Source organism: Brachybacterium netajii (SeqCode) (assembly GCF_054114245.1).
Map to the genome: position 1 here is coordinate 363,062 of NZ_JBSYXB010000001.1, position 24,025 is coordinate 387,086.

Sequence of the window (24,025 nt, forward strand, 5' to 3'; positions counted from 1 at the left end):
AGCGCCCGAGGACGCTCCCCGCCGGTCGATCAGTTGCCGACGCGGAAGCGGACGAAGCCGACGACCTTGCCGCCGGCGGCCTCGACGACCTTGCCGACGCTCTGCTTCGGGTCCTTCGCGAACGCCTGGTCCAGCAGGACGTTCTCCTTGAAGAAGCCGTTGAGGCGACCCTCGACGATCTTGGGCAGGGCCTTCTCGGGCTTGCCCTCGTTCTTCGCGGTCTCCTCGGCGATGCGACGCTCGTTCTCGACGGTCTCGGCCGGGACGTCCTCACGGGTGAGGTAGGCCGGGGAGTACGCGGCGATGTGCATCGCGATGTCGCGAGCGACCTCGGCGCCGGCCGCATCGGTGGCGACCAGCACGCCGACCTGCGGGGGCAGGTCCTTGTTCGTGCGGTGCATGTACGCGGACACGACCTCGCCGCTCACGCGACCGATGCGACGGACCTCGATCTTCTCGCCCATCGTGGCGCCGGCGTTGGTGAGCGCCTCGCCGAAGGGCGTCGCCGCCAGCTCGGCCGGCTCGGAGGCGCCGGACTCGACGGCGGCCGCGACGGCCTCGTCGCCCAGGGCGACGAACTTCTCGTTCTTGGCGACGAAGTCGGTCTCGGAGTTGATCTCGACCAGGGTGCCGGTCTGGCCGCCCTCGGTGTCGCGGATGTCGAAGGCCACCAGGCCCTCGGAGGCGGTGCGGCCCTCGCGCTTGGCGATGCCCTTCAGACCCTTGACGCGGATGATCTCGACGGCCTTGGCCTTGTCGCCCTCAGCCTCGTCGAGCGCCTTCTTGACGTCGAGCATGCCCGCGCCGGTGGCCTCGCGGATCTCCTTGATGTCGGCTGCCGTGTAGTTGGCCATGTTCCTCTTCCTTGTGGGAGCTGCGTACGTGCAGGGACGGACGGCGGGGCCGTCCGTGGGAGGGCCCGGGACCGACGCGGACGTCGGCCCCGGGCCCGGCGGATCACTCGGCGGCCGGAGCCTCGGTGGTGGTCTCCTCGGCCGCGGCCTCGGTGGACTCCTCGGCGGGCGCCTCGGTCGCGGCCTCGGCGGCCACGGACTCCTCGGCGGGCGCGTCCTGCTGCTGGACCTCGGACTGAGCGAGGAGCTCGCGCTCCCACTCGGCCAGCGGCTCGGCGTCGACGGCGGAGACGTTCTTCTCGCCGCCGGTGCTCTTCGCGTGGCGCTCCTGCAGGCCCGCGGCCACGGCGTCGGCGATCACGCGGGTGAGCAGCGTGACGGAGCGGATCGCGTCATCGTTGCCGGGGATGGGGTAGGCGACCTCGTCGGGGTCGCAGTTGGTGTCGAGGATCGCGACGACCGGGATGCTGAGCTTCTGGGCCTCGTCGACGGCCAGGTGCTCCTTGTTGGTGTCCACGACCCACACGGCGGAGGGGGCCTTGGACATGTCGCGGATGCCGCCGAGGGTCTTCTCGAGCTTGTCCTTCTCGCGGCGCATCATGAGCAGCTCCTTCTTGGTGCGGCCCGAGGAGGCCACATCGTCGAAGTCGATCTGCTCGAGCTCCTTCAGGCGGTTCACGCGCTGCGAGACCGTCTGGAGGTTGGTCAGCATGCCGCCCAGCCAGCGCTGGTTGACGTAGGGCATGCCCACGCGGGTCGCCTGCTCCTGGATGGACTCCTGAGCCTGCTTCTTGGTGCCGACGAACAGCACGGTGCCGCCGTGGGCGACCGTCTGCTTCACGAAGTCGTAGGCCTTGTCGATGTACGACAGGGTCTGCATGAGGTCGACGATGTAGATGCCGTTGCGCTCGGTGAAGATGAAGCGACGCATCTTCGGGTTCCAGCGACGGGTCTGGTGCCCGAAGTGGACACCGCTCTCGAGGAGCTGGCGCATGGTCACGACTGCCATGGTGGGTCCTGTTCCGGTCCTGGGCTCGCGCGGTGCACCCGTGGGCGTCCGCGGTCCTCGCGCAGGACCTCGTTCTCGGTTGTCCCCCGACACCGGACGGTGCGGGGCCTGGTGCCCGGGACGCCGCCCGCCCCGAGGACTCCGCACAGGGCGGGGCCGCGAGGACCGCTGGACGACGCGACCCGATGGGCACGCGAAGTCATCCGGACGGACCGGATGCTGGCACGAGTCTATCCGACCTCCGGACTCGGTCCAGCGCGTCGTGCGTCACGTGCCGCGCTGACGCCGACGGGCCCTGGCGCCGGTCCGATCCGGTCCGGTCAGGTCAGATCCGATCCGAGCCGGCCGGATCCGAGCCGATCTCCGATGTTCCTCCCCAACGGGCTCTGTCCACAATCCTCCGCCGACGCGCGACAGCTCGGCTCGATGGGCATGGGATGGCCTGCATGAACCGCTCGGCATCGCCCTCGCACCCCGCTCGCTCCCGCGCGTCCGCCGCACCGTCCCGTTCGATCCCGCGCCTCCTCGCGCTCCTGCTCGCGCTGCTGGTCGGCTCCGGACTGCTCGCACCGCCGGGGGCAGGGGCCGACGGCGCCCGCTGGCTCTGGCCCGTCGGCCCTGCGCACCCCGTCCTGCAGGCCTTCGACGCGCCCGAGGATCCCTATGGCCCCGGTCATCGCGGGATCGACATCGCGACCTCCCCCGGGGCGGAGGTGCGTGCGGTCGAGGGTGGCGTCGTGCGCTTCAGCGGCGAGGTCGCCGGGCGCGGCGTCGTCTCGATCATGCACGCCGACGGACTGCTGTCGACCTACGAGCCCGTCGACGCGGAGGTCGTCGCAGGTGACCGCGTCGCCGCGGGACAGCGGATCGGCACGATCCAGGAGGCCGGCGCCCACTGCGGCGCCGCCCCCTGCCTCCACCTCGGAGCGCGCCGCGGCGAGAAGGCCTACATCGATCCGCTGCCGCTGCTCGGAGCGCGCGGACCGAGCATCCTGCTGCGATGGGAGGGCGCCTGATCCGACGACCGGCCGAGAGCGAGCACCGGAGAGCGAGAGATCACGACTGGTCTGGTCGGATCTCGTCGGGTCACGTCGGTGGAACCGCCTCATGCTCGCGGATGCGCCTGCTCGACGGTGCTGCGGAGACGCTCGGCGCTCACGTGCGTGTAGATCTGGGTGGTCGCGAGCGACGAATGCCCGAGGAAGTCCTGCACGCTCCGCAGGTCCGCGCCGCCCTCGACGAGGTGCGTCGCCGCGCTGTGGCGCAGCGTGTGGGGACTGATGCTGCGACCGACGCCGGACGCCGCTGCGTGCTCATCCACGAGGGTCCGCACGGCTCGGTCTCCGAGGCGCCCGCCGCGCACGCCCAGGAACAGCGCCGAGCCGGCGCGCCCTCCGCCCCGCTCCAGAAGCACCGGACGCCCGTCCCTCTCCCAGCGGAGGATCGCCTCGAGCGCCGGAACGCCCACCGGGACGATCCGCTCCTTGTCCCCCTTGCCGCGCACGCGGACGGTGCGCTGGGAGCGGTCGATGCCCGAGCGGTCGAGGGCGACCAGCTCCGAGACCCGCAGACCCGAGGAGTACAGGAGCTCCAGCACCGCAGCGTCGCGCAGGGCGACCGCCCAGCCGATCGGGTCCTCGGCGGGCGCATCCGGCTCGCGGGTCCCGTCCGCGGGCTCCCGGCCACCCGGTGTCCCCGTCGTCGCCGTCCCCGGCGTCGCGCTCCTCGGTTCCGCGTTCTCCGCCTCGTCCATCAGGACGGCGGCCTGCTCGACGGAGAGGACCGTCGGGAGATGGCGGCCCCGCTTCGGCACGCGCAGCCGCCCGCCCACGTCGTGGGGGATCCGGCCCGTGGCGGCGAGCCATGCGGTGAAGGTCCGCGCCGCGGCCGCCGACCGGGCGAGCGTGCTCGCGGTGGCGCCGGTCTCCGCACGCGCCGCCAGCCACGATCGCAGTGCGGCGACGTCGAGCTCGGCGAGATCCGCGCGCTCGACGTCCCGCAGGTGCAGCAGCAGGCCCTCGGCCTCGCGCAGATAGGCGCGGACCGTGTGCTCGGAGCGGCCGCGTTCGAGGCTCAGGTGGGCGACGAAGGCATCGAGGACCTCCGCCTGCTCCCGGTCGATCTCTCCGGCCCCCTGCGGGGCACCGGCCGGTGATCCGTTCGTCGGCGTCATCGCCCCAGTCTCCCGCATCCGCGCTGCCGAGCCCCGGAGGCGGCGACGAGCACGGCCGCTGCGGATGCGACCGCCCCGTCCGGGAGCTCAGCGGTCGCGCGGCCTGCGGACCTGCTCTCCGCTGACCGTCACGAGCCCGAGCAGATCGAGCCTGCCGAGCGCCGCGTCGACCTGGAGCGCGGTGAAGCCGATCTCGTCGGCCAGGCGCTCGCGGGCGATCGCCGAGCGAGGCGGCACGGCATCCAGGACCCGACGGTCCGAGGGCGAGAGCAGGTCCAGCTCGTCCTGGACGGCGAATCCGCTCTGCCCGGCGGCGGCTCCGCGGGGCAGGAGGTCGACGACCTCTTCGGGCGCGGTGATGAGCACGGCCCCGCGCTCGCGGATCAGACGGTGCGCTCCCGCGCTCGCCGCCGCCCCGATCGGGCCGGGCACGGCACCGACCGGGCGCGACAGCTGGTCGGCGTGCCGTGCTGTCGACAGCGCTCCCGAGCGCCAGGAGGCTTCGACCACGACCACCGCCTCGGACAGCGCGGCGATCAGCCGGTTCCGGGAGAGGAACCTCCACCGCGTGGGCGCGGTCCCCGGCGGCGCCTCCGCCACGAGCAGGTGGCGCTCGGCGATCGAGCGCAGCATGCGCTCGTTCCCGCGGGGGTAGAGGCTGTCGAGCCCGCCCGCGAGGACGGCGATCGTCGGTCCTCCCACGGCCAGCGCTCCGCGATGCGCGGAGGCGTCGATGCCGTAGGCGCCGCCGGAGACGACGGTCCCCCCGTCGGCGGCGAAGGCCGCGCCGAAGGAGCTGGCGATGTCGTCCCCGTACCCGGTCGAGGCGCGGGAGCCGACGAGAGCGACCCGACGCGTCCGGGCCACCTCGTCGAGGCGCGCGGCGCCGAGGACCCAGAGGCAGTGGGGTGCGGACTCCCGCAGATCGTCGATGCAGGCCGGCCATTCGTCGTCGCCCGGCACCACCGGACGGATCCCGCGCCGTGCGGCCTCGGCGAGGGTGTCGTCGACGTCGATGCGGGCGAGGCGGCGTCGCCACCGGCCGATGGCGTCCTGCGCCGTCGTGAGCGGGGTCCCGGCGGGCCGTGATGGATCCGTGGGCAGCGCACCGTGGAGGGCATGCAGCAGGTCGGCGCCGTCGGACACCTCGGCGAGGCGCAGGGCCTCGGCCGGGCCGAAGGCCTGCCTCAGCAGCAGGGCCATCGCATCGGACGGCTCGGCGATCAGGGACCAGGTGATGCGCGCCCGCCCCTCGGGATCGTCGATCGGGCTCATCGGATGTCCTCTCCGCGCAGGTGGAGGGCCTCGCCGACATGCGGTTCCCCGGGCCGGTCCTCGCCGGCGAGGTCCGCGATGGTCCAGGCGATGCGGACGACCCGGTCGTAGCCCCGCAGGGAGATCGCCCCCTGGGAGATCCGGCGGTCCAGGAGCCGCTTCTCGGCGGGCTCGGGGGCGAAGCGCCGGTGCAGCTCCGGCGCGGGGATCTGCGAGTTCAGCCGCCAGGGCAGGTCTGCGAAGCGCTCCCGCTGACGATCCCGGGCGCATGCGACCCGCCGCGCGATCGCGGCCGTCGACTCGCCCTCCTCCGTGCCGACGCGGAGCACGTCGGCCGGCGGGACATCCACATGCATGTCGATGCGATCGCGGACCGGACCGGAGAGCCGGCTGCGATAGCGGCGCTGCTGCTGGGGCGTGCACCGGCAGGCGTCGCCCCGGCCGTAGCTCATCCCGCACGGGCACGGATTGGCGGCCATCACGAGCTGGAAGCGGGCCGGGTAGCGCGACACGTGCCGCTGGCGGTGCAGGGTGATGTCACCGGTCTCGAGCGGCTCCCGCAGCGCTTCGAGCACGCGTGCGGAGAACTCCGGTGCCTCGTCGAGGAAGAGCACTCCGGCATGCGCACGGGAGATCGCTCCCGGACGGGCGATCCCGCTGCCGCCGCCGACCATCGCCGCAGTGCTCGCCGTATGGTGCGGGGCCTCGTACGGCGGCCGGCGCAGCAGCCCGTCGCCGGGGTCGAAGCGCCCGGAGAGGGAATGGATCGCGGAGACGGCGAGCGCCTCGTCGGCATCGAGATCGGGAAGGAGCCCGGGGAGGCGGGAGGCGATCATGGTCTTCCCCGCTCCGGGAGGCCCGGTCATGAGCAGGTGGTGGGCCCCGGCGGCGGCGATCTCGGCGGCGCGCCGGGCGATGCGCTGCCCGACGACGTCCCGGAAGTCGGGGGTGAGGACGGGACGCCCCGGGGCGATCGGGCCGTGGGCGGCGTGCTGAGGCCGGGCTCCACCGTCGGCCGACGTTCCGCCGTCGGTGTCGGCGCCGGCATCGAGCCCACCGGAGCCGTCGGCCCCGCCGTCGACCGCACCGTCGGGGTCGACGGCGGCGCCCCAGCGGTGCAGGACATGGCGCAGATGGCCCGCTCCGTGGACGGAGATCCCGTCCACGAGGCGCGCTTCGGCCATGTTCTCGAGCGGGACGACGGCCTGCTCGATCCCCTGCTCGCGTGCGGCGACGAGAGCGGCGAGGACACCGGGGATCGGGCGCACCCGACCGTCGAGCCCGAGCTCCCCCAGGTGGAGCGTGCGGCGCTGACCGCGGCCGGGCAGCTCGCCCTGGGCGTCGGCGATCGCGACGGCCATGGCGAGGTCGAAGCCGGAGCCGTGCTTCGGGTGCCAGGCAGGGGTCAGGTTGATGGTCAGGCGTCGCGGCGCGACGCCCAGTCCGCTCCGCGACAGGGCTGCGCGGACCCGCTCGCGCGCCTGCAGCATCGAGGAGTCCGGCAGTCCGACGATCACGAAGGCGGGCAGGCCGGAGGCGACGTCCGCCTCCACCTCGACCAGCGTGCCGTCGATCCCGCTGAGGGACATCGACAGGGTGCGTGCGTGTCCCATCAGCCCACCGCCCGCAGATGCTCGAGGACGACGCTGCCGTCGGGATGGGCGAGCACCGCCACGACGTCGATGCGCACATCCCGATGCGGGGTCGCGCGCTCCATCAGGTACTGGCCGACGAGACGGCGCAGCCGCCGCAGCTTGTGCGCGGTGACGGCCGCCTGCGGGACTCCGGTGACGAAGCTGCGCCGGGTCTTCACCTCGATGAAGACGAGGGTCCCGGCGTCGAGGGCGACGATGTCGAGCTCGCCCGCTCCGAGGCGGAGGTTCCTCTCGACGACGGTCCATCCCTGGGCGGTGAGGCGTCGGGCGACGATCTCCTCGCCGGCGCGCCCGAGCTCAGCGGGCGTGAGTCCATGGACCGGGACCGGTGCATCCGGGACGATGCCCGGGGCCGACGGCGCGGTGGTCGACCCGCCGGACGGGGGACGGAGCGGAGGACGGGCGGCGGAGGCGGGTGCGCTGTTCATGGCCCCAGCGTGCTGAACGGGCGGGGTCCGCGCATCGCCGACCCCGTTCCTGGGGATGACGGGGCATTGGGGAGGAGTGCTCGCGCGGCCGACGGGGACCCGATGCCGCAGAGCCCTCCCTCGCGGAGCCTGCTGTCGCAGGAGCCTCCGTCGCAGGAGCCTCCGTCGCCGGGGCTTCCGTCACAGGAGCGAGATGTCGTCCTTGCTGAGCTCCTCGACATTGACGTCCTTGAACGTCACGACGCGCACCGACCGCACGAAGCGGTTCGAGCGGTAGATGTCCCACACCCACACATCCGCGAGGTTCAGCTCGTAGAACACTTCTCCGCCCGCGGAGCGGACCTGCAGGTCCACCTGGTTGGCGAGATAGAAGCGGCGCTCGGTCTCCACCACGTAGGTGAAGGTGCGCACGACGTCGCGGTACTCGCGGAAGAGCTGAAGCTCGAGGTCGGATTCGAAGTTCTCGAGGTCCTGGCTGCTCACCGACGCTCCTCCTCCTGCTGCAGGGGCCACTGGTCATCCCACAGTACGCCAGCGGGGCCGGGTGCCGGGACAGCGGTGCCGATCTCCGGAACGGGTCCCGGGCTCGCGGGGCGGGAGCGGCCGAGGTTCCAGCTGCGTCGATGCTCGCGGTGCGGTCCGAGGCGGTCGATGGCCTCGCGATGGGCGGCCGAGCCATAGCCCTTGTTGCTCGCCCAGGCGTAGTCGGGCGCCTCCGCGTCGAGCTCGACGAGGAGCGTGTCGCGGGCGACCTTGGCGAGGATGCTCGCGGCCGCGACGGTCTGGCAGTCGCGGTCGGCGGCGACCCGCAGCGCCACCTCGGGGACGCTCGCCCCGGTGGCTGCGAGCGCCGGCGACAGCACGTCCACATCGCCGTCCAGCAGGATCGCGTCGGCCTGCACGCCGAGCCCCTCGACCGCTCGGACGGCCGCGGCCGTGAGCGCGCCCATGATGCCGATCTCGTCGATCTCCGCGGCCGTCGACCAGCCGATGGCATGGGCGAGGGCGCTCTCGCGGATGGGCTCGACGAGGGCCGCACGGCGCTTCGGGCTCAGACGCTTGGAGTCGCGCACCCCCTCGGGCAGCGGGACGCAGTCGCCGTCGTCGATCGCGATCGCGACGGCACCGACCGCGACGGGTCCGGCGAGGGCCCCGCGACCGACCTCGTCGACGCCGACGACGATCCGACGGCCCGGTCCGCAGCGCCGAGCGAGCTCGCGCTCGACCTCGAGGGTCGGCACGGCGACGCTCATGCGGGGTCGGGGACGTCGTCGAAGGCGGCGTGGCCCTCGCCGAGACCGGACCAGTTGCTCGCCGGCCAGAACACGAAGACGGCACGGCCCGTCACGTCGTCGACCGGGACGAAGCCTGCTCCCCCGCCCTCCTGGTACTCGTGGTAGCTGGAGTCGGCCGAGGCGAAGCGGTTGTCGCCGAGGACCCACACGGAGTCGTCGGGCACCGTCACGTCGAAGGCGTACTGGCAGGCCGGCGTCTCCTGGTTGATGTACGGCTCGTCGATCACGACGCCGTTCACCTCGAGCTGCGCCCCCCGCTCCTCGCACACCACGTGATCGCCGGGCAGCCCGATGAGCCGCTTGACGAGATGGTTCTGGGAGGGATCCGGGGCGAGCCCGATGAGGCTGAGGACGGTCAGCAGACGGTTGCGCACTCCGGTGTCGGTCGTGGTCTCGATCTGGAGCCAGTCGTCCGGATCCTCGAAGACGATGACATCGCCCCGCTGGAGGTCGAAGACGCCGGGCGTCAGCTTGGAGACGACGATCTTGTCGTTGACCACGAGCGTGGGGCTCATCGACGCGGACGGGATGTAGAAGGGCTGGATCAGGAAGGTCTTCACCAGCACGGCGATGACGAGGGCGATCACCATGGTGACCGCGGTGTCCATCCACAGCGGCATGCGGCGCGAGCCTCCGGCGCGATGCGCCGCGCGCTCGTCGGCCTCGTCGCCCTCCGGACGCTCGTCGCCCTCCGGGCCCTCGTCGGCCTCGGCGCCGGCGTGCGCGCCGGACCCGACGCGCTCGCCGCCCTCGGCATGCTCGTCGGCGGGGTCGCCGGGGAATCGCCCGCTCCCCTCGTCGGGGGACGCGTGGCCTCGGGGTTCGTCGGACTCGTTCATCGCCGCGATCCTATCGGGAAGTGCCTGATCATCACATCAACGTCCCGCGCGAGAGGGGCCACACGATGCGGTCGACGGAGCCGACGACCCGCGAGACCGGGATCATCCCGCCCCCGGGACGACCGAGCAGGTTGCGCGAGTCGGTGGAGTCGGAGCGGTTGTCGCCGAGGACGAACATGCGCCCCTCGGGGACCTCGAGGTCGAACTCGTCCTCGCTGGGAGCCGTCCCCTCTGGGAGGTACGGCTCATCGATCGGCTCGCCGTTCACGGCGATCCGACCGTCGTCGGTGCAGCAGCTGACGGAGTCCCCGCCGATCGCGATCACCCGCTTGACCCAGAAGCGCCCGGTCGCAGCGCCGTCGTCGGAGGACCCGAAGTAGCCCGATCCGTCGAAGACGACGATCTGTCCGCGTTCCGCGGTCCCGCGATCCGACCGGTCGGCGAGGATGATGTCGCCCTGCTGGAGCGTCGGCGCCATCGACGAGGACGGGACGCGGAAGGGCTGCACGACGTAGTGCCGGACGGCGAAGGCCGACACCAGCAGCAGCACGACGCAGACGGCGGCGACCACCACGAAGGGGGGCCGCCGCCGTGCAGGTGCTGTCACGGGAGTCATCCCGGGATCACCCATCTGCGCTGGGATCAGCTGAAGTCGCGCTTCTCCTTGATGCGAGCCTTCTTGCCGGTCAGGCCGCGCAGGTAGTACAGCTTCGCGCGACGGACGTCACCGCGGGTGACGACCTCGATCTTCTCGACCGTCGGGGCGTGCACGGGGAACACGCGCTCCACGCCGACGCCGAAGGAGATCTTGCGGACCCGGAAGGTCTCGCCGATGCCATGGCCCTGACGGCCGATGACGTAGCCCTGGAAGATCTGGACACGCGAGCGGTTGCCCTCGATGACCTTCACGTGGACCTTGACGTTGTCGCCGGCGCGGAACGCGGGTAGGTCCTCGCGCAGCTGCGACTTGGTGAGCTCGTCGAACTTCTGCATGTTCTGTCTCCAGCCTCCGCCTCAGGTCGGACGGCCTCGTTCGCTGGATGCCCGAGGGCATCCGTCATGAACCGTCGATCCGGCGAGGATCGTGAGGACTCCTCGTGCCGGTGTGCTGGGCCTCTGGCGGCGACTCCCATCGCCACGGACCTGCCCGACCGCATACCGCGACCCTCCCCTGAGGCAGAGGGACGCACGGTGCGCACAAGGGTCCATTCTGCCAGCAGCTCCCCCGCCACAGCAAGCACTGCGCGCGATGACGATGCTGGTCAGCACGACGTCCGGGTGTCTGCTGCGTCACGCTGGGGCCGACGCCCCCGGCCGGACCGGCTCAGTCCTCGGCGCCCGCGGGGCCCAGCAGGTCCGGCCGACGCTCGCGGGTCCGCTGCAGCGACTGCTCGCGCCGCCAGGCGGCGATCCGCCCGTGGTCCCCCGAGAGCAGGATCGCCGGCGCCTCCCGCAGGGTCCCCGCCGGATCGGTCCAGGCCGCGGGCCGCGTGTACAGCGGGTATTCGAGCAGCCCGTCGGAATGGGACTCCTCGACGAGCGACTCGGCGTTCCCGACGACCCCCGGGATCAGCCGCACGACCGCCTCGGTGATCGCGAGGACCGCGACCTCCCCGCCGTTGAGGACGTAGTCTCCGAGCGAGGCGAGGGCGATCTCGAAGCCCTCGTCCGCAAGATGCTCGTAGACCCGCTCGTCGATGCCCTCGTACCGTCCGCAGGCGAAGACGATCCAGTCGCGTCCGGCCCATTCCTGGGCGGTGGCCTGCGCGAACGGTGTACCGGCCGGATTGGGGAAGACGACCAGGGGCTGCGCCTCGGGGCCGAGCTCCTCACGGCCCGCACGACGCACGTCGGCGAAGGCCTCCGCCCACGGCTCGGGCTTCATCACCATCCCGGCGCCCCCGCCGAGCGGGGTGTCGTCGACCGTGCGATGACGGTCGTGGGTGTAGTCCCGCAGGTCATGGACCCGCAGATCCACGATCCCCTCGCGTCGGGCCTTGCCGATGAGCGACAGCTCGAGCGGGGCGAGATAGTCGGGGAACAGGGTGAGGACGTCGATGCGCACCGGATCAGCCCTGCCCGGCGGCACTGCCGTCGGCGGAGCTGCCGTCGGCGGAGCTGCCGTCAGCGGAGCCGTCGGCGTCCTCCGCGAGCGCATCGAAGAGACCGCCCGGAGGGTCGGCGACGACGATCCCGGCCTCGAGATCGACCTCGGGGACCAGCTGCTCGACGAGCGGGAGCTGGACCCGACGGCGGTCTCCGGTGCGGACGACCAGCAGGTCCTGCGCCGGATAATGCTCGACGCCGACGACCGTGCCCAGCTCGCGACGGTCCTCGACGTGCACGACCGTCAGGCCCTTCAGCTGCGAGGGGTACCAGGCGTCGGGATCCTCCTCGGCCTCCTCCGCCTCATCGACCTCCAGCACGAGGTCCTGACCGCGCAGGGCTTCGGCCTCGGAGCGTCCGCCGACCTCCGCGAAGCGCACATACCAGCGATCCTGCTGGATGCGGGTCGACACGATCGTGAGGGTCTGGGGGCGGGCGGCGCCGCCGGGCCCTGCAGGGACCTCGATCTCGAAGCGCACGCCCTCCTGGAGCCGCTCCTCGGGGATGTCGGTGCGCAGGCGCAGCGACAGCTCCCCCTTCAGCCCGTGGGCCCTGCCGATCGTCGCCACGACCACCTCGCGGGTGCTCATACCAGACCTCCGTCGTCCGTCTCGTCGTCCGAGCCCATCTCACCGGTCCCGGGGGTGTCGTATCCGATGGCCCCGCATGCGGAGCCGAGCTGGTCCAGCGGGCTCTGGAGCCCCTCCGACCAGGTGTCGCCGTCGAGCGCGGCCGTGAACGGGGCGCGCACCTCCTCGAGGGCGGCGCGGATCCCCTCGTCGTCGACCGCGGCGATCTCGGTCGCGAGCAGGTCGGAGGTCGCGCGCACGTCGTCCATCCTGTCGGACGGGACCTCGCGCGGGCTGAGCCCGACGAGCTTGAACATGTTCGAGGTCAGCACGTTGGCGTTCGCGAAGACCGTGAGCGTGCTGGGGGTGTCGAAGACCTCCGCGCAGACGAGCGCACCGGGCTTCGTGCCGTCCTCGCCGAGACCGGCCGCCCAGGTCGCCGCCGCCGACGAGCCCGCGCAGGCCCCCGCGACGCCCTCCCAGGCGGTGACGAAGGCGGCCGAGTCCGCCTCCGCGCCGCGCTCCGGCTCGGTGCGGAACCAGTCCGCGAGCACGGCGGACGCGGCGACCGCCTCCTCCGGGGCGTCCGCGAAGGCGGCGTCGATGTCGTCGGCCGTCATCGCGTAGAAGAAGGGATCGTCCGGACCCGCCTCGGGAGCCGTCGCCGCACGATCGAGGACCGTGCGGGACAGCGGATCCCGATAATCGGGGTCTCCCCAGAAGTCGGTGCAGGCCGCCGCCAGAGCAGGATCGACAGCGTCGGCCGTGACCTCCGCAGAGGCGCCCCCGGAGGTCCCGGCGTCGGTGCCGGCACCCCCGTCGGAGGATCCGCCGACAGGCAGCCCGAGCTCCGCGCATCCGGCGAGGAGCATCGCGGCGAGGCCGACCACGGCCGCACCCCGCAGCGTCGGCATAGAGCGGGAGCGGCACCACCGGCGCATGCCGGCGGTGCCGCTCCCGGAAGAGGCGATGCGCACCTCAGCGACGGTCGACGTCGACGATGTCCACGCGGATGTCCTCATCGGACAGCGCCGCCGTGACCGTGCGCAGGGCACGGGCGGTGCGACCCGACCGGCCGATGACGCGGCCGAGGTCGGCGGGGCTGACCCGGACCTCGAGCAGCGGACCGCGACGGGTGGACTTCTCGCTCACGCGGACCTCGTCCGGGTGATCGACGATCCCGCGGACGAGGTGATCGAGTGCTTCGGCGCGCGCGCTCATCTCAGGCCTCGTCGACGGTCGCGGCCTCGGCGTCCTCGGTGCTCTCGCCCTCGGCGGCGGCCTCCTCGGAGCCCGCCTCCACTGCGGCGGCGTCCTTGGCCTTCTTCGCGCCCTCGCGGGACTCGGCGGCGGCCTTGTCGGCGGCGGCGATGAGCTCCTCGGCGGACTTCGGGGCGTCAGCGGTCTTCAGGGAGCCGGCCGCGTCGGCCTCGCCCTTGAACTGCTGCCAGTCGCCGGTGACCTTGAGGATCGCGGCGACCTGCTCGGTCGGCTGGGCGCCGACGCCGAGCCAGTACTGCGCACGATCGCCCTTGACCTCGATCCGAGAGGGGTTCTCGGTCGGGTGGTAGATGCCGATCTCCTCGATCACGGCACCGTCGCGCTTGGTGCGCGAGTCGGCCACGACGATGCGGTAGTACGGTGCACGGATCTTGCCCATGCGCTTCAGACGGATCTTGACAGCCACGTGTGTGGACTCTCCTTCAGGATGTTCCGGTGAGTCCCGCCGCAGCCTGTGGGGTCATGCGGGCGCTGACGGTGCTCGGGGTGCCGCGCCACGGCGGGTAGAGGGCCGACCGAGGCGCATACAGGGGACGATTATGCCAGTACCCCCGCGCCCGGAGCCACCCGGGACCGGTGTGCCGCCACGCACATGCCCGGCGAGCCGCGTCCGGGGCGCTGTCCGTGGCAGTGTCCGGGCGCTGCCTGGTGCGCTCAGGCGACGATGCGGCCGCCCAGCACCACATGGGTGCGCTCGCGCAGCGCCCGATGATCCGCGCGCGGGTCGCGCGGCACCACCAGCAGATCGGCGGGTGCCCCGTCCTCCAGCGCGGACGCTCCGAGGAAGCGGCGCGGCCCCCAGGCGGCGGCCTGCAGGATCGCCGTGCCGTCGAGCCCGGCCGCAGCCAGCTCGTCGAGCTCGTCATGGATGATGCCGTGCCCGAGCACTCCCCCGGCATCGGTGCCCACCAGCAGCTCCACCCCGGCCTCGTGCGCGTCCCGGATCCGGTCGTAGCGACCGGATCGCAGTCGACGCATGTGCTCCGCATAGCGCGGGAACTTCCGCTCCCCCTGGCTCGCATACGCCTCGAACTCGCCGACGTTCACCAGCGTCGTCACCACCGGCACCCCGGCATCGGCGACCCGACGGATCGTCTCGTCGGTCAGGCCCGTCGCATGCTCGAGGCAGTCGAAGCCGGCGTCCAGCACGAGCGGGATCGTCTCCTCGTCGAAGGTGTGGGTGGTGATCCGCGCCCCCGCCTCGTGCGCGGCGCGCGCCGCGACGGCGAAGTCCTCGCCGTCCCAGCACGGCGTCAGGTCGCCCGCCGCACGGTCGATCCAGTCCCCGACGAGCTTCACCCAGCCGTCCCCGCGCCGCGCCTCCCGGGCGACGGCCGACGCCAGGTCCTCGGGCTCGAGCTCGTCGGCGTACCCGATCAGGTAGCGGCGGGTGCGCGCCAGATGGCGGCCGCAGCGGATCAGCCGCGGCAGATCGTCCTGCGCCTGCAACGGCGCGGTATCGATGATCGACCCGGCGTCGCGGATCAGGAGGACGCCGGTGTCGCGGTCGACGAGCGCCTGGGCGCGAGCGGTCGCGAGATCCGTCCCCGTCCCCTCGTCGCTGATGCCGACATGGCAGTGGAGATCCGCGAGGCCCGGCACGACGAAGCCGTCGATCTCCCGCACCTCGCTCTCGCCCGCCGCCGCGGTCGCGGCCCGCAGCTCGGCGTCGTCGGGCCGGTCGAGGCGGATCCTGCCCCCGATCGCCCAGGCCTCGGAGGCCTCCTGTTCGGGTCCGAGGAGGATCGGGCCGCGCAGGTGGAGCACCGGATGCACGACGGCGGAGGCAGGGGCGGGGACCACGGACGGGCTCATGCGCCGAGCCTAGACCGCCCGTGCGAGCACGGGGCGCAGGAGCGCGAAGGCGCGGCGGCCGACGACGAGCCGGGGCGTCCGCCGGCTCACCGACCCGCCCGTCGGCTCACTTGCCGCCGAAGAGCTTCTGCATGTCCGGCGGGAGCTGGCTCGGGTCGAAGTCGGAGAGGTCGGGCATGCCGGCTGCTCCGGCCGCGCCCGCTCCGCCGGAGGCACCGCCGCCGAAGGCGGATCCGCCCTGGGCGTCGCCGCCGGCCGCGGCCCTGCGCTGGGCCTCGGCGGCCTCGCGGGCGGCCTTGGCGGGGTTCTTCGACTTGGCCTTCTTGCCCTTGGGCTGCGCGGCCATCCGTCCGCGCGACTTCTTGCCCATGCCCATGCCGGGGCCGCCGGGCATCCCCGGCATGCCGCCGCCGGCCATGCCGCGGCCCATCTGCTTCATCATCTGCTGCGCCTGCTTGAAGCGCTCGAGCAGCTGGTTGACCTGCTGGACGGTGGTGCCGGAGCCGCGGGCGATGCGGCCGCGCCGGGAGCCGTTGATGACCTTGGGGTTCGCGCGCTCCTCGGGGGTCATCGAGCGGATGATCGCCTCGACCTTCCCGATCTCCTTCTCGTCGAAGCTCTCGAGCTGCTCGCGGTACTGCCCCATGTTCGGCAGCATGCCGAGCATCTTCTTGATGCTGCCCATGTTCTTGAGCTGCTGCATCTGGGTGAGGAAGTCGTCGAGGGTGAAGTCCTCGCCGGCGGCCAGCTTCGCGGCGGCCTTCTCGGCCTCCTTCTGGTCGAACGCCTTCTCCGCCTGCTCGATCAGGGTGAGCACGTCGCCCATGTCGAGGATGCGGTTGGCCATGCGGTCCGGGTGGAAGCGCTCGAAGTCGTCGAGGTTCTCGCCGGTGGAGGCGAACAGGATCGGACGCTGGGTCACACCGGTGATCGACAGCGCGGCACCGCCGCGGGCGTCGCCGTCGAGCTTGGACAGGACCACGCCGGTGAAGCCGACGCCGTCGCGGAAGGCCTCGGCGACGCGCGCCGCATCCTGGCCGATCATCGCGTCGACGACGAACAGCGTCTCGTGGGGGTTGACGGCGTCGCGGATGTCCCGCGCCTGCTGCATCATCTCCTCGTCGATGCCGAGGCGACCGGCGGTGTCGACGATGACCACGTCATGCTGCTGGAACTGCGCGGTGGACACGCCGTTCATGGCGACGAGGACGGGGTTGCCGACGCCGTTGCCGGGCTCCGGGGCGAACACCGGCACGCCGGCGCGGTCGCCGACGATCTGCAGCTGGGTCACGGCGTTGGGGCGCTGGAGGTCGGCGGCGACCAGCAGCGGGGTGTGGCCCTCGGACTTCATCCAGTGCGCGAGCTTGCCGGCGAGGGTGGTCTTGCCGGCGCCCTGGAGGCCCGCGAGCATGATGACCGTCGGCGGGTGCTTGGCCCAGGTCAGCTCGCCGGTGGCGCCGCCGAGGACCTCGACCAGCTCGTCGTGGACGATCTTGACGACCTGCTGGGCGGGGTTGAGCGCCTTCGAGACCTCCTCGCCCAGGGCGCGCTCGCGCACCTTGCCGGTGAACTCGCGGACGACCGGCACCGCGACGTCGGCGTCGAGCAGGGCGCGCCGGATCTCGCGGATGGTCTTGTCGACGTCCGCCTCGGAGAGGCGGCCGTGACCGCGCAGCCCCTTGAGGGAGGCGGTGATGCGATCGGAGAGGTTGTTGAACACGAAGAGCTTCCCCTAGGTCGTGCGGACCGCCCCAGTGTAGTGGCCGCGGCGCGGCGGCCCGCGGACCGGCCGCGAGAGACCGGCCACGCCCGCCGCGCCCCGCACGGCCCGCACGGCCCGCCGCGCCCGGCACGGCACGGGCCGCCGCGCCCGGCACGGCACGGCCCGCCGGGCACTGCACGGGCCGTGCCCGCCCGGCTCAGGTCGCGGCGGCGTCCATGAGGGCGGAGATGATGCGGCCGACGGCCGGGGCGTCGAGCTCCCGTCCCTTCTGATCCGTCAGGTAGAGCACGTCGATGGCGCGCTGGCCGAGCGTCATCACGTGCGCGCTGCGGACCTCGAGCCGGTGCTGGGTGATCGTCTCGGCGACGTCCGCCAGCAGGCTCGGCCGGTTCCGGGCGTTGACCTGCACGACCGTGGCCTCCGAGGACGCTCCGGGCAGGAGCGTGACCACGGGGGTGTCCTCGGTGGTGCGGGGCGGCGGGGCGGGCGGGAGCTCGAGCACACGGGCGTCGGCCCGGTCCCGGTGCTTGAGCTCGCGGTCGAGCGCTGTGCGCAGCGCCGAGGGATGCGGGAGGTCCTCGTGCCGGCCCGCGACCCACCAGGTGTTCACGGCGATGCCGTCCATGGTCAGGACGACGGCGCTGCGCACGTCGATCCGCTGCCGGGCGAGGACGCGGGCCATGGCGGCGAAGACGCCGGAGCCGTCGGGCGCGCCCAGGCAGATCTGCGAGATGGGCTCGTCCTCGGTCGGCGCCGGGTAGAGCACCTGCGCGCTGTCGCTCCTGCGCACCGCGGCGACCACGGCCTCCTGCACGGAGCGCTGCGGCGTCAGCATCACGCGCGGCGCGGGAGCGTTGCCGCTGAGGGCGTCACGGGCGAGATCGGTGAGATGGTCGACGAGCGAGGAGCGCCAGCTGGACCAGGCCGCCGGGCCGGCGGCGATGGCGTCGGCCTCCGTCAGCGCGCGCAGCAGCTCGAGGATCGTCGGATCGCCCTTCACCGCCCGCAGCAGGTCCTGCAGGGTGGCGGGGTCGGCGAGGTCGCGCCCGGTGGCGAGGCCGACGAGCGCGAGATGCTCCTGCACGAGCGTCGCGACGATCTCGGCGTCGGTCTCGTCGAAGCCGAGATGGAGGGCGGCGGCTCGCGCGAGGGGCGCGCCCTCGCGGGCGTGGTCCCGGGCGTCGGCGCGCTTGCCGAGGTCGTGCACGAGAGCCGTGACCAGGAGGAGGTCGGGCCGGCCGACGTGCGGCAGGAAGCGCTGGACCTCGCGGACCGCCTCGATCTGGTGACGGTCGACCGTGAAGCGGTGCACGGCCGAGCGCTGGGGGCGGTTGCGCACCGCCGCCCATCCGGGCACCCAGCGGCCGAAGATCCGCTTCACGTCGAGGGCCTCGTAGGCGTCGGCGATGTGCTCGCCGGCGAGGGCGTCGACGAAGACGTCGCGCTGGGCGGGCGTGAAGGGCCGGATCGGCGCCTCCGCGAGGCGGGCGAGCGTCGCATCGGCGAGCGGGAGCCCGGTGGTGGCGGCATGCCGCACCGCGGAGAGGTCGCGCAGCGGATCGGGGTCGCGAGGGTCGACGGACACCTCGCCCGCCTGCACCAGCACGCCGTGGCCGACGCGGGAGATCGCCGGGCGGCGGTTCGCGCCCGTGCCGTAGGTCGACGTGCCGCCGGGGGCGACCGCCGCCTGGGCGGCACGGATCGTGCGGTGCATCTCCCAGGTGACCGCGCGGGCGGCCTCGGCGAGCACCGCGAGGTGGTCGTCGGCGGTCGCGTGACCGGTGAGGGCGGCGACGGCGTCCTGGTCGGCGCGCCCCAGCCGCGTGCCGGACTTGCCGGTGACGGCCTGCAGCGCGTCGCGCGCATCGGCGAGGACGTGCGCGGCGTGATCGATGACGGCGTGGTCGTGATCGGCGAGCCAGCTCTCGGCGATCGCTCGGATCACGGTGATGTCGCGGAGCCCTCCGCGGTCCGACTTCAGGTTCGGCTCGATGGAGTGGGCGAGCTGTCCGTAGCGGGTGCTGCGGTCCTCGGCGAGCTCGACGACGTCGTTGATGCGGAGGCGGGCCTCCCGCCGCCATTGGGCGCGCACCCGGGCGGAGGCGTCGTCCACGAGCTCCTGGTCCCCCACCACGAGGCGGAGGTCCAGCAGGGAGATCGCCGCCCGCAGGTCGTCCCGCGCGACCTTCTCGCATTCGAGGGGGCTGCGCACCGAGTGGTCGAGGGAGGTGCCCGAGTCCCAGATCGGATACCAGACGGCGCTGGCGAGACGCGCGGACTCCTCGGGGCCGAGCTGCCCGGGGTCGATCAGCAGCACCAGGTCCAGGTCGCTGCCCGGACCGAGGGTGCGCCGACCGAGGGATCCGATGGCGGCGAGGGCCGCCCCGGTCGCGGGGGCGCCGGCCCCCTGCCAGAGCCCGGTCAGCCACTCGTCGACGAGAGCGGACTGCTCGAGCCTGCGCTGGGGGCCGGCGGTGGTATCCGCGAAGCCGGCGTCGAGGACCTGGGTCAGCCGGCGGCCGGGGAGATCCTCAGAGTGCATCCGTCCCCTTTTCACCGGTGCGGACGCGGACGACGGTCCCCACCTCCGTGGTCCAGACCTTGCCGTCCCCGATCCGGCCGCTGCGGGAGGAGGCGACGATCAGGTCGACGATGTCCTTCTCGTCGTGGTCGTCGGCGAGGACCTCGACCTTGACCTTCGGGATCGTGTCGATCGTGTACTCGGCGCCGCGGTAGACCTCGGTGTGGCCGCCCTGGCGGCCGTACCCGGCGACCTCGGTGATGGTGATCCCGCTGACGCCGTACTCGCGCAGCGCGTCGGTGACGGCCTGCAGGGCGTGGGGCTGGACGATGGCGGTGATGAGCTTCATCGGGCGTCTCCTGCGGTGACGGTCTGGGGGTCGTCGGCCGCAGGGGCGGTCGTGACCGGGGCGGTGTCGATGCGGACGGCCCGATCGCGGCGAGCGGCGAGGGCTCCGCCGAGATCGTATCCGGACTCGGCGTGGTGGGTGATGTCGATCCCGGCGACCTCGTCGCCCTCGGGGATCCTCCAGCCCAGCGTGTACTTGATCGCCAGGGCGATGACCAGCGTGAGGACTCCGGAGAAGACGACCGCGGAGAGCGCCACCAGGATCTGGACGATCAGCAGGGAGACGCCGCCGCCGAAGATCAGGCCGCCGTCGTCGGCCAGCACGCCGATCAGGACGGTGCCGACGAGACCGCCGACGAGGTGGACGCCCACGACGTCCAGCGAGTCGTCGATGCCGAAGCGGTACTTCAGGCCGACGGCCAGGGCGCACAGCGCGCCGGCGATCAGGCCAAGCACGATCGAGGTGACCGGGTTCAGCGCCGCGGCGGCCGGGGTGATGGCCACGAGGCCCGCGACGACGCCGGAGGCCGCGCCGAGGGAGGTGACATGCCGGTCGCGGATCTTCTCCACGAGGGCCCAGCCGAGCATGGCGCCCGCGGTGGCCACCGTCGTGTTGACCCAGGCGAGGCCCGCGGTGCCGTCGGCCGTGCCGGCGGATCCCGCGTTGAAGCCGAACCATCCGAACCACAGCAGCGCCGCGCCCAGCATCACCAGCGGCAGGTTGTGGGGCTTCATCGGCTCCTTGCCGAAGCCCTTGCGGGCGCCGACCACGAGGGCGAGGACGAGGCCGGCGACGCCGGCGTTGATGTGGACCACGGTGCCGCCGGCGAAGTCGACGGGCTCGGCGATCGAGGCGAAGATCCCATCGCCGCCCAGCAGGCCGCCGCCCCACACCATGTGGGCGAGCGGTGCGTACACGACCAGCACCCACACCAGGGCGAAGACCATCCAGGAGCCGAGCTTGACGCGGTCGGCGATCGCGCCGGAGATGAGCGCGGTGGAGATGATCGCGAAGGTCATCTGGAACCCGGCGGCGACGAAGAAGGGCACGCCGCTGCCGGCGAGGATCGACTGCTCGTCGGTCCCGGAGAGCCCGAAGAACTCCAGCGGGCTGCCGAAGAGGCCGCCGACATCGCTGCCGAAGGCGATCGAGTATCCGCCGAAGACCCAGGCGACGGCGACGACCGCCATGGCCATGAACGACATCAGCATCATGTTCAGAACGGTGCGGGCCCGCACCATCCCTCCGTAGAAGAGGGACAGGCCGGGGGTCATGAGCAGCACGAGGGCGGCACTGGCGAGAATCCAGGCGGTCGCCCCTGTGTCCAGGGTGAACTCCATGTCGGCTCCAGGATGAGTGGTGGCGAGCCGGCGGCGCACCGCGCGACTCGGTCGACCCAATCGGTCGATGGAGAACATGGTGTTTCCGGCGTCGCCCCACGACTATCCCGAGGGGCTCCCGTGATCTTTCCGTGACCGCATTCGTCGCTCCGTGGAACGGCGGAGGCCCCGGGGACGCACGACGCGCCGCCTCCCGGAGGAGGCGGCGCGTCGTGCACGCGGGGTCCCGCTCGTCGGCCGACGAGCGGGCGCGGAGACGGGCGACCGGCGGATCCGCCGGTCGCCCGTCGGGGCCGTCAGTCGCCCAGCAGGGCGTCGACGAACCCGTGGGGGTCGAAGGGCGCGAGATCGTCCATGCCCTCGCCGAGGCCGACCATCTTGACGGGGACGCCCAGCTCGCGCTGGACGTTGACGACGATGCCGCCCTTGGCCGTGCCGTCGAGCTTGGTGAGCACGATGCCGGTGACGTCGACGGCCTCGGAGAACACGCGCGCCTGCTGCATGCCGTTCTGCCCGGTGGTCGCGTCGATGACGAGCAGGACCTCCGCGACGCCCTCCCCGTGCAGTCCCTTCTCGGCGACCCGGCGGACCTTGCCGAGCTCGTCCATGAGGCCCTTCTTGTTCTGGAGGCGGCCGGCGGTGTCGACGATGACGACGTCGACCCCCTGCTCGATGCCCTCCTTGACGGCGTCGAAGGCGACGGCCGCGGGATCGGCGCCGTCGCGGTCCGAGCGCACGGTGTCCACGCCGACCCGGGAGCCCCAGGTGGCGAGCTGCTCGGCGGCGGCGGCGCGGAAGGTGTCGGCGGCGCCCAGCACGACGCTGCGGTCCGCAGCGACGAGCACGCGCGCGAGCTTGCCGACGGTCGTGGTCTTGCCGGTGCCGTTCACGCCGACCATGAGGACGACCGAGGGGACGCGCGTCCCGTCCTCCGCGGTGCGGGCGGTGGCGGCGACGCGGCGGTCCAGCGAGGGATCGACCAGGGTCAGGAGCTCGTCGCGCAGGGCCTCACGGACTGCACCGGCGTCATCGTTGCCGAGCACCTGCATGCGACGGCGCAGGCTCTCGAGGAGCTCATCGGTCGCATCGGGGCCGAGGTCGGCCAGGAGCAGCGTCTCCTCGATCTCGTCCCAGGTGTCCTCGTCGATGCTCGAACGGGTGAGCAGCGTGAGGATCCCGCGCCCGAGGGCGCCGGAGCGGGAGAGCCGCTCGCGTAGGCGCATCATGCGGTTCTCGGGCGCCTCGGGCCGGTCGACCGTGCGAGCGGGCTCCACCGGCGCCTCCGCCGGAGCCGACGGCTCCGGGGCAGGTGGGGTCGGCTCCGCCGCGGGTGCATCGGCATCCGCGATCGGCGCGCTGGGGGCCTCGGCCGACGACGGTGCCGCATCGGTGGTCGCGGCGGCGCTCTCGGTCTCGCCCTCCGCTGCGGCGTCGGCCTCCGTCGCAGAGGAGGTCTCCGTCGCAGAGGTGGTCTCCGTCGCAGCGGGGGCGCCGACGGAGGGGGTCTCCTGCTCGGCCGACTCCTCGGCCGGCTCCTCGGCCTGGCCCTCGACCGGCTCCTCGACCGAGGGCGCCGACGGCGTCTCCGTCGGTGGTTCGGCGGCGGAGAGGGTGTCGGCCCAGGTGGGGGCGGCAGGCCGGTCCTTGACCGCGGTGGCGGTCGGCGCCGTGGAGCCGGCCTCCCCCGTGCTCCCCCGCGACTCCTCGCCCTCGCCCTGCGAGGACCCCTTCCCGCGTCCGCGCAGGAAGGCCCAGGCGCCGGCACCGAGGATGAGGACGACGCCTCCCCCTCCGGCGATCAGGGAGAGGATGTCATTGGGATCCACGGGTCACCTCCGCGGTCGGGGACGCCGTCGGTGCGGCAGGACGTGCGCCAGTCTAGGGGGCGCGGCGGAATCGGGGCCCGACCGGCCGCGCCGCCGCGGACGACCGCTCCGGCGACAGCGCCGGCCACGATCCGACGACGGGCCGACGACGGCGTCAGTCCTCGGTCGTCGGCGGGGCGGGACGCTGCCCGGTGCGGGAGCTGTGGCCCCTCGGCGCACGGACGGGCCCCTGCTGCACATGGCCCTGCGGCCGGCCCGGCGTGCGCCCGGCGCGCAGGTTCGGCAGCGCGACCGCGACGACGATCCCGAGCGCCACCACGACGGCGACGAGCAGGAAGACGAGGGTCACGAGCGTCAGGGACGACATGCCCCCCATTGTGCACGCAAGGACCGGCCCTCCGCTGTGAATGCAGAGGGCCGGTCAGGGGTGGGATGGAGGTCTCAGCGCCGTCGCGCCGCTCCGCCCCGCTCGTCGTGGGAGCGTCGGCGGATCAGCCGAGCTCGGGGAACCAGATCGCGATCTCGCGCGCGGCGGACTCCTCGGAGTCGGAGCCGTGGACGAGGTTCTGGATCACGGGCAGGTCCCACTCGCGGGCCAGGTCGCCGCGGATCGTGCCGGGAGCGGCCTGGGTGGGGTTCGTGGCGCCGGCGAGGGAGCGGAAGCCCGCGATGACGCTGTCGCCCTCGGCGACGATCGCCACGAGCGGGCCAGCGCCCATGTACTCGACGAGGCCGGGGTAGAAGGGCTTGCCCTCGTGCTCGGCGTAGTGGGCGGCGAGCTCCTCGGCAGTGGCCGTGCGCTGGGCGAGGGCGACGATCTCGTAGCCCTTCGTCTCCAGGCGGCGGATGATCTCCCCGCGCAGGCCGCGCTGCACGGCATCGGGCTTGAGCAGGACCAGGGTGCGCTGTGCGGTCATGGGCCCCACTGTACCCAGCGCGGCGCCATGCTCCGACCGCGGACCGTCGG

25 protein-coding genes are annotated in these 24,025 nt (G+C 72.9%); 1 reads left to right on the forward strand and 24 read right to left on the reverse strand.

What is annotated here, in order from left to right:
• Positions 1 to 29: 29 nt before the first annotated feature.
• Both tsf and rpsB read right to left on the reverse strand, forming a co-directional pair.
• Entirely contained in the window at positions 30 to 854 is an 825-nt protein-coding gene (tsf, locus tag ACXET9_RS01590) for a translation elongation factor Ts (RefSeq protein WP_457884228.1), read from the reverse strand.
• A gap of 103 nt (positions 855 to 957) precedes the next feature.
• Entirely contained in the window at positions 958 to 1,863 is a 906-nt protein-coding gene (gene rpsB, locus ACXET9_RS01595; protein ID WP_457884230.1) for a 30S ribosomal protein S2, read from the reverse strand.
• A 446-nt stretch (positions 1,864 to 2,309) separates the two neighbouring features.
• Here rpsB and ACXET9_RS01600 point away from each other — a divergent pair, with 446 nt between their 5' ends.
• Positions 2,310 to 2,879 carry a murein hydrolase activator EnvC family protein gene (locus ACXET9_RS01600; RefSeq protein ID WP_457884232.1) on the forward strand — a complete coding sequence of 190 codons (570 nt, stop codon included), beginning with the start codon at positions 2,310 to 2,312 and terminating at the stop codon, positions 2,877 to 2,879.
• 89 nt (positions 2,880 to 2,968) lie between these two features.
• Here the strand turns inward: ACXET9_RS01600 and ACXET9_RS01605 are convergent, their stop codons facing one another.
• From ACXET9_RS01605 to ndk, 22 genes are all read right to left on the reverse strand, one after another.
• Positions 2,969 to 4,036 carry a tyrosine recombinase XerC gene (locus tag ACXET9_RS01605; protein WP_457884234.1) on the reverse strand — a complete coding sequence of 356 codons (1,068 nt, stop codon included), beginning with the start codon at positions 4,034 to 4,036 and terminating at the stop codon, positions 2,969 to 2,971.
• A gap of 87 nt (positions 4,037 to 4,123) precedes the next feature.
• Positions 4,124 to 5,311 (reverse strand): DNA-processing protein DprA, encoded by a 1,188-nt coding sequence (gene dprA / locus ACXET9_RS01610; protein WP_457884236.1) that lies wholly within the window; start codon positions 5,309 to 5,311, stop codon positions 4,124 to 4,126.
• Positions 5,308 to 6,924 carry a YifB family Mg chelatase-like AAA ATPase gene (locus tag ACXET9_RS01615; protein ID WP_457884238.1) on the reverse strand — a complete coding sequence of 539 codons (1,617 nt, stop codon included), beginning with the start codon at positions 6,922 to 6,924 and terminating at the stop codon, positions 5,308 to 5,310. The genes dprA and ACXET9_RS01615 overlap by 4 nt, the downstream gene beginning before the upstream one ends.
• A complete protein-coding gene (locus tag ACXET9_RS01620) occupies positions 6,924 to 7,394 on the reverse strand; it encodes a YraN family protein (protein WP_457884240.1) in 471 nt (156 codons plus the stop codon). The genes ACXET9_RS01615 and ACXET9_RS01620 overlap by 1 nt, the downstream gene beginning before the upstream one ends.
• Before the next feature lie 180 nt (positions 7,395 to 7,574).
• Entirely contained in the window at positions 7,575 to 7,877 is a 303-nt protein-coding gene (locus ACXET9_RS01625) for a DUF2469 domain-containing protein (protein WP_457884242.1), read from the reverse strand.
• Entirely contained in the window at positions 7,874 to 8,647 is a 774-nt protein-coding gene (locus ACXET9_RS01630) for a ribonuclease HII (protein ID WP_457884244.1), read from the reverse strand. The genes ACXET9_RS01625 and ACXET9_RS01630 overlap by 4 nt, the downstream gene beginning before the upstream one ends.
• On the reverse strand, positions 8,644 to 9,528 hold the full coding sequence (gene lepB / locus ACXET9_RS01635) for a signal peptidase I (protein WP_457884245.1): 885 nt from the start codon (positions 9,526 to 9,528) through the stop codon (positions 8,644 to 8,646). The genes ACXET9_RS01630 and lepB (ACXET9_RS01635) overlap by 4 nt, the downstream gene beginning before the upstream one ends.
• A 31-nt stretch (positions 9,529 to 9,559) precedes the next feature.
• On the reverse strand, positions 9,560 to 10,144 hold the full coding sequence (gene lepB, locus ACXET9_RS01640; RefSeq protein WP_457884247.1) for a signal peptidase I: 585 nt from the start codon (positions 10,142 to 10,144) through the stop codon (positions 9,560 to 9,562).
• 26 nt (positions 10,145 to 10,170) lie between these two features.
• Positions 10,171 to 10,521 carry a 50S ribosomal protein L19 gene (rplS, locus tag ACXET9_RS01645; protein WP_457884249.1) on the reverse strand — a complete coding sequence of 117 codons (351 nt, stop codon included), beginning with the start codon at positions 10,519 to 10,521 and terminating at the stop codon, positions 10,171 to 10,173.
• Positions 10,522 to 10,852: 331 nt separating this feature from the next.
• Positions 10,853 to 11,593, reverse strand: coding sequence for a tRNA (guanosine(37)-N1)-methyltransferase TrmD (gene trmD / locus ACXET9_RS01650; protein WP_457884251.1), 741 nt, complete (start codon positions 11,591 to 11,593; stop codon positions 10,853 to 10,855).
• 4 nt (positions 11,594 to 11,597) lie between these two features.
• Positions 11,598 to 12,224 carry a ribosome maturation factor RimM gene (gene rimM / locus ACXET9_RS01655; RefSeq protein WP_457884253.1) on the reverse strand — a complete coding sequence of 209 codons (627 nt, stop codon included), beginning with the start codon at positions 12,222 to 12,224 and terminating at the stop codon, positions 11,598 to 11,600.
• The gene (locus ACXET9_RS01660) at positions 12,221 to 13,180 is read right to left on the reverse strand and encodes a hypothetical protein (RefSeq protein ID WP_457884255.1); all 960 of its coding nucleotides are present in this window, start codon (positions 13,178 to 13,180) and stop codon (positions 12,221 to 12,223) included. Before ACXET9_RS01660 ends, rimM begins: the two co-directional genes overlap by 4 nt.
• A gap of 1 nt (position 13,181) precedes the next feature.
• A complete protein-coding gene (locus ACXET9_RS01665) occupies positions 13,182 to 13,424 on the reverse strand; it encodes an RNA-binding protein (protein WP_457884257.1) in 243 nt (80 codons plus the stop codon).
• A gap of 1 nt (position 13,425) precedes the next feature.
• On the reverse strand, positions 13,426 to 13,890 hold the full coding sequence (gene rpsP / locus ACXET9_RS01670) for a 30S ribosomal protein S16 (protein ID WP_457884259.1): 465 nt from the start codon (positions 13,888 to 13,890) through the stop codon (positions 13,426 to 13,428).
• 248 nt (positions 13,891 to 14,138) lie between these two features.
• Positions 14,139 to 15,299, reverse strand: a complete 1,161-nt coding sequence (locus ACXET9_RS01675) for an amidohydrolase family protein (protein WP_457884261.1) — start codon at positions 15,297 to 15,299, stop codon at positions 14,139 to 14,141.
• A 106-nt stretch (positions 15,300 to 15,405) separates the two neighbouring features.
• The gene (gene ffh / locus ACXET9_RS01680; RefSeq protein WP_457884263.1) at positions 15,406 to 17,019 is read right to left on the reverse strand and encodes a signal recognition particle protein; all 1,614 of its coding nucleotides are present in this window, start codon (positions 17,017 to 17,019) and stop codon (positions 15,406 to 15,408) included.
• Between the two features lie 199 nt (positions 17,020 to 17,218).
• Positions 17,219 to 19,564, reverse strand: a complete 2,346-nt coding sequence (locus ACXET9_RS01685; protein ID WP_457884265.1) for a [protein-PII] uridylyltransferase family protein — start codon at positions 19,562 to 19,564, stop codon at positions 17,219 to 17,221.
• Complete coding sequence (locus tag ACXET9_RS01690; protein WP_457884267.1) at positions 19,554 to 19,892, reverse strand: P-II family nitrogen regulator; 339 nt, start codon at positions 19,890 to 19,892, stop codon at positions 19,554 to 19,556. The genes ACXET9_RS01685 and ACXET9_RS01690 overlap by 11 nt, the downstream gene beginning before the upstream one ends.
• Positions 19,889 to 21,232: an ammonium transporter gene (locus tag ACXET9_RS01695; protein WP_457884269.1), complete on the reverse strand. Its 1,344-nt coding sequence runs from the start codon at positions 21,230 to 21,232 to the stop codon at positions 19,889 to 19,891. Before ACXET9_RS01695 ends, ACXET9_RS01690 begins: the two co-directional genes overlap by 4 nt.
• Positions 21,233 to 21,528: 296 nt before the next feature.
• The gene (ftsY, locus tag ACXET9_RS01700) at positions 21,529 to 23,058 is read right to left on the reverse strand and encodes a signal recognition particle-docking protein FtsY (RefSeq protein ID WP_457884271.1); all 1,530 of its coding nucleotides are present in this window, start codon (positions 23,056 to 23,058) and stop codon (positions 21,529 to 21,531) included.
• Positions 23,059 to 23,212: 154 nt separating this feature from the next.
• A complete protein-coding gene (locus ACXET9_RS01705) occupies positions 23,213 to 23,425 on the reverse strand; it encodes a hypothetical protein (RefSeq protein WP_457884273.1) in 213 nt (70 codons plus the stop codon).
• Between the two features lie 124 nt (positions 23,426 to 23,549).
• Positions 23,550 to 23,975, reverse strand: coding sequence for a nucleoside-diphosphate kinase (ndk, locus tag ACXET9_RS01710; RefSeq protein WP_457884275.1), 426 nt, complete (start codon positions 23,973 to 23,975; stop codon positions 23,550 to 23,552).
• Between the last annotated feature and the right edge of the window lie 50 nt (positions 23,976 to 24,025).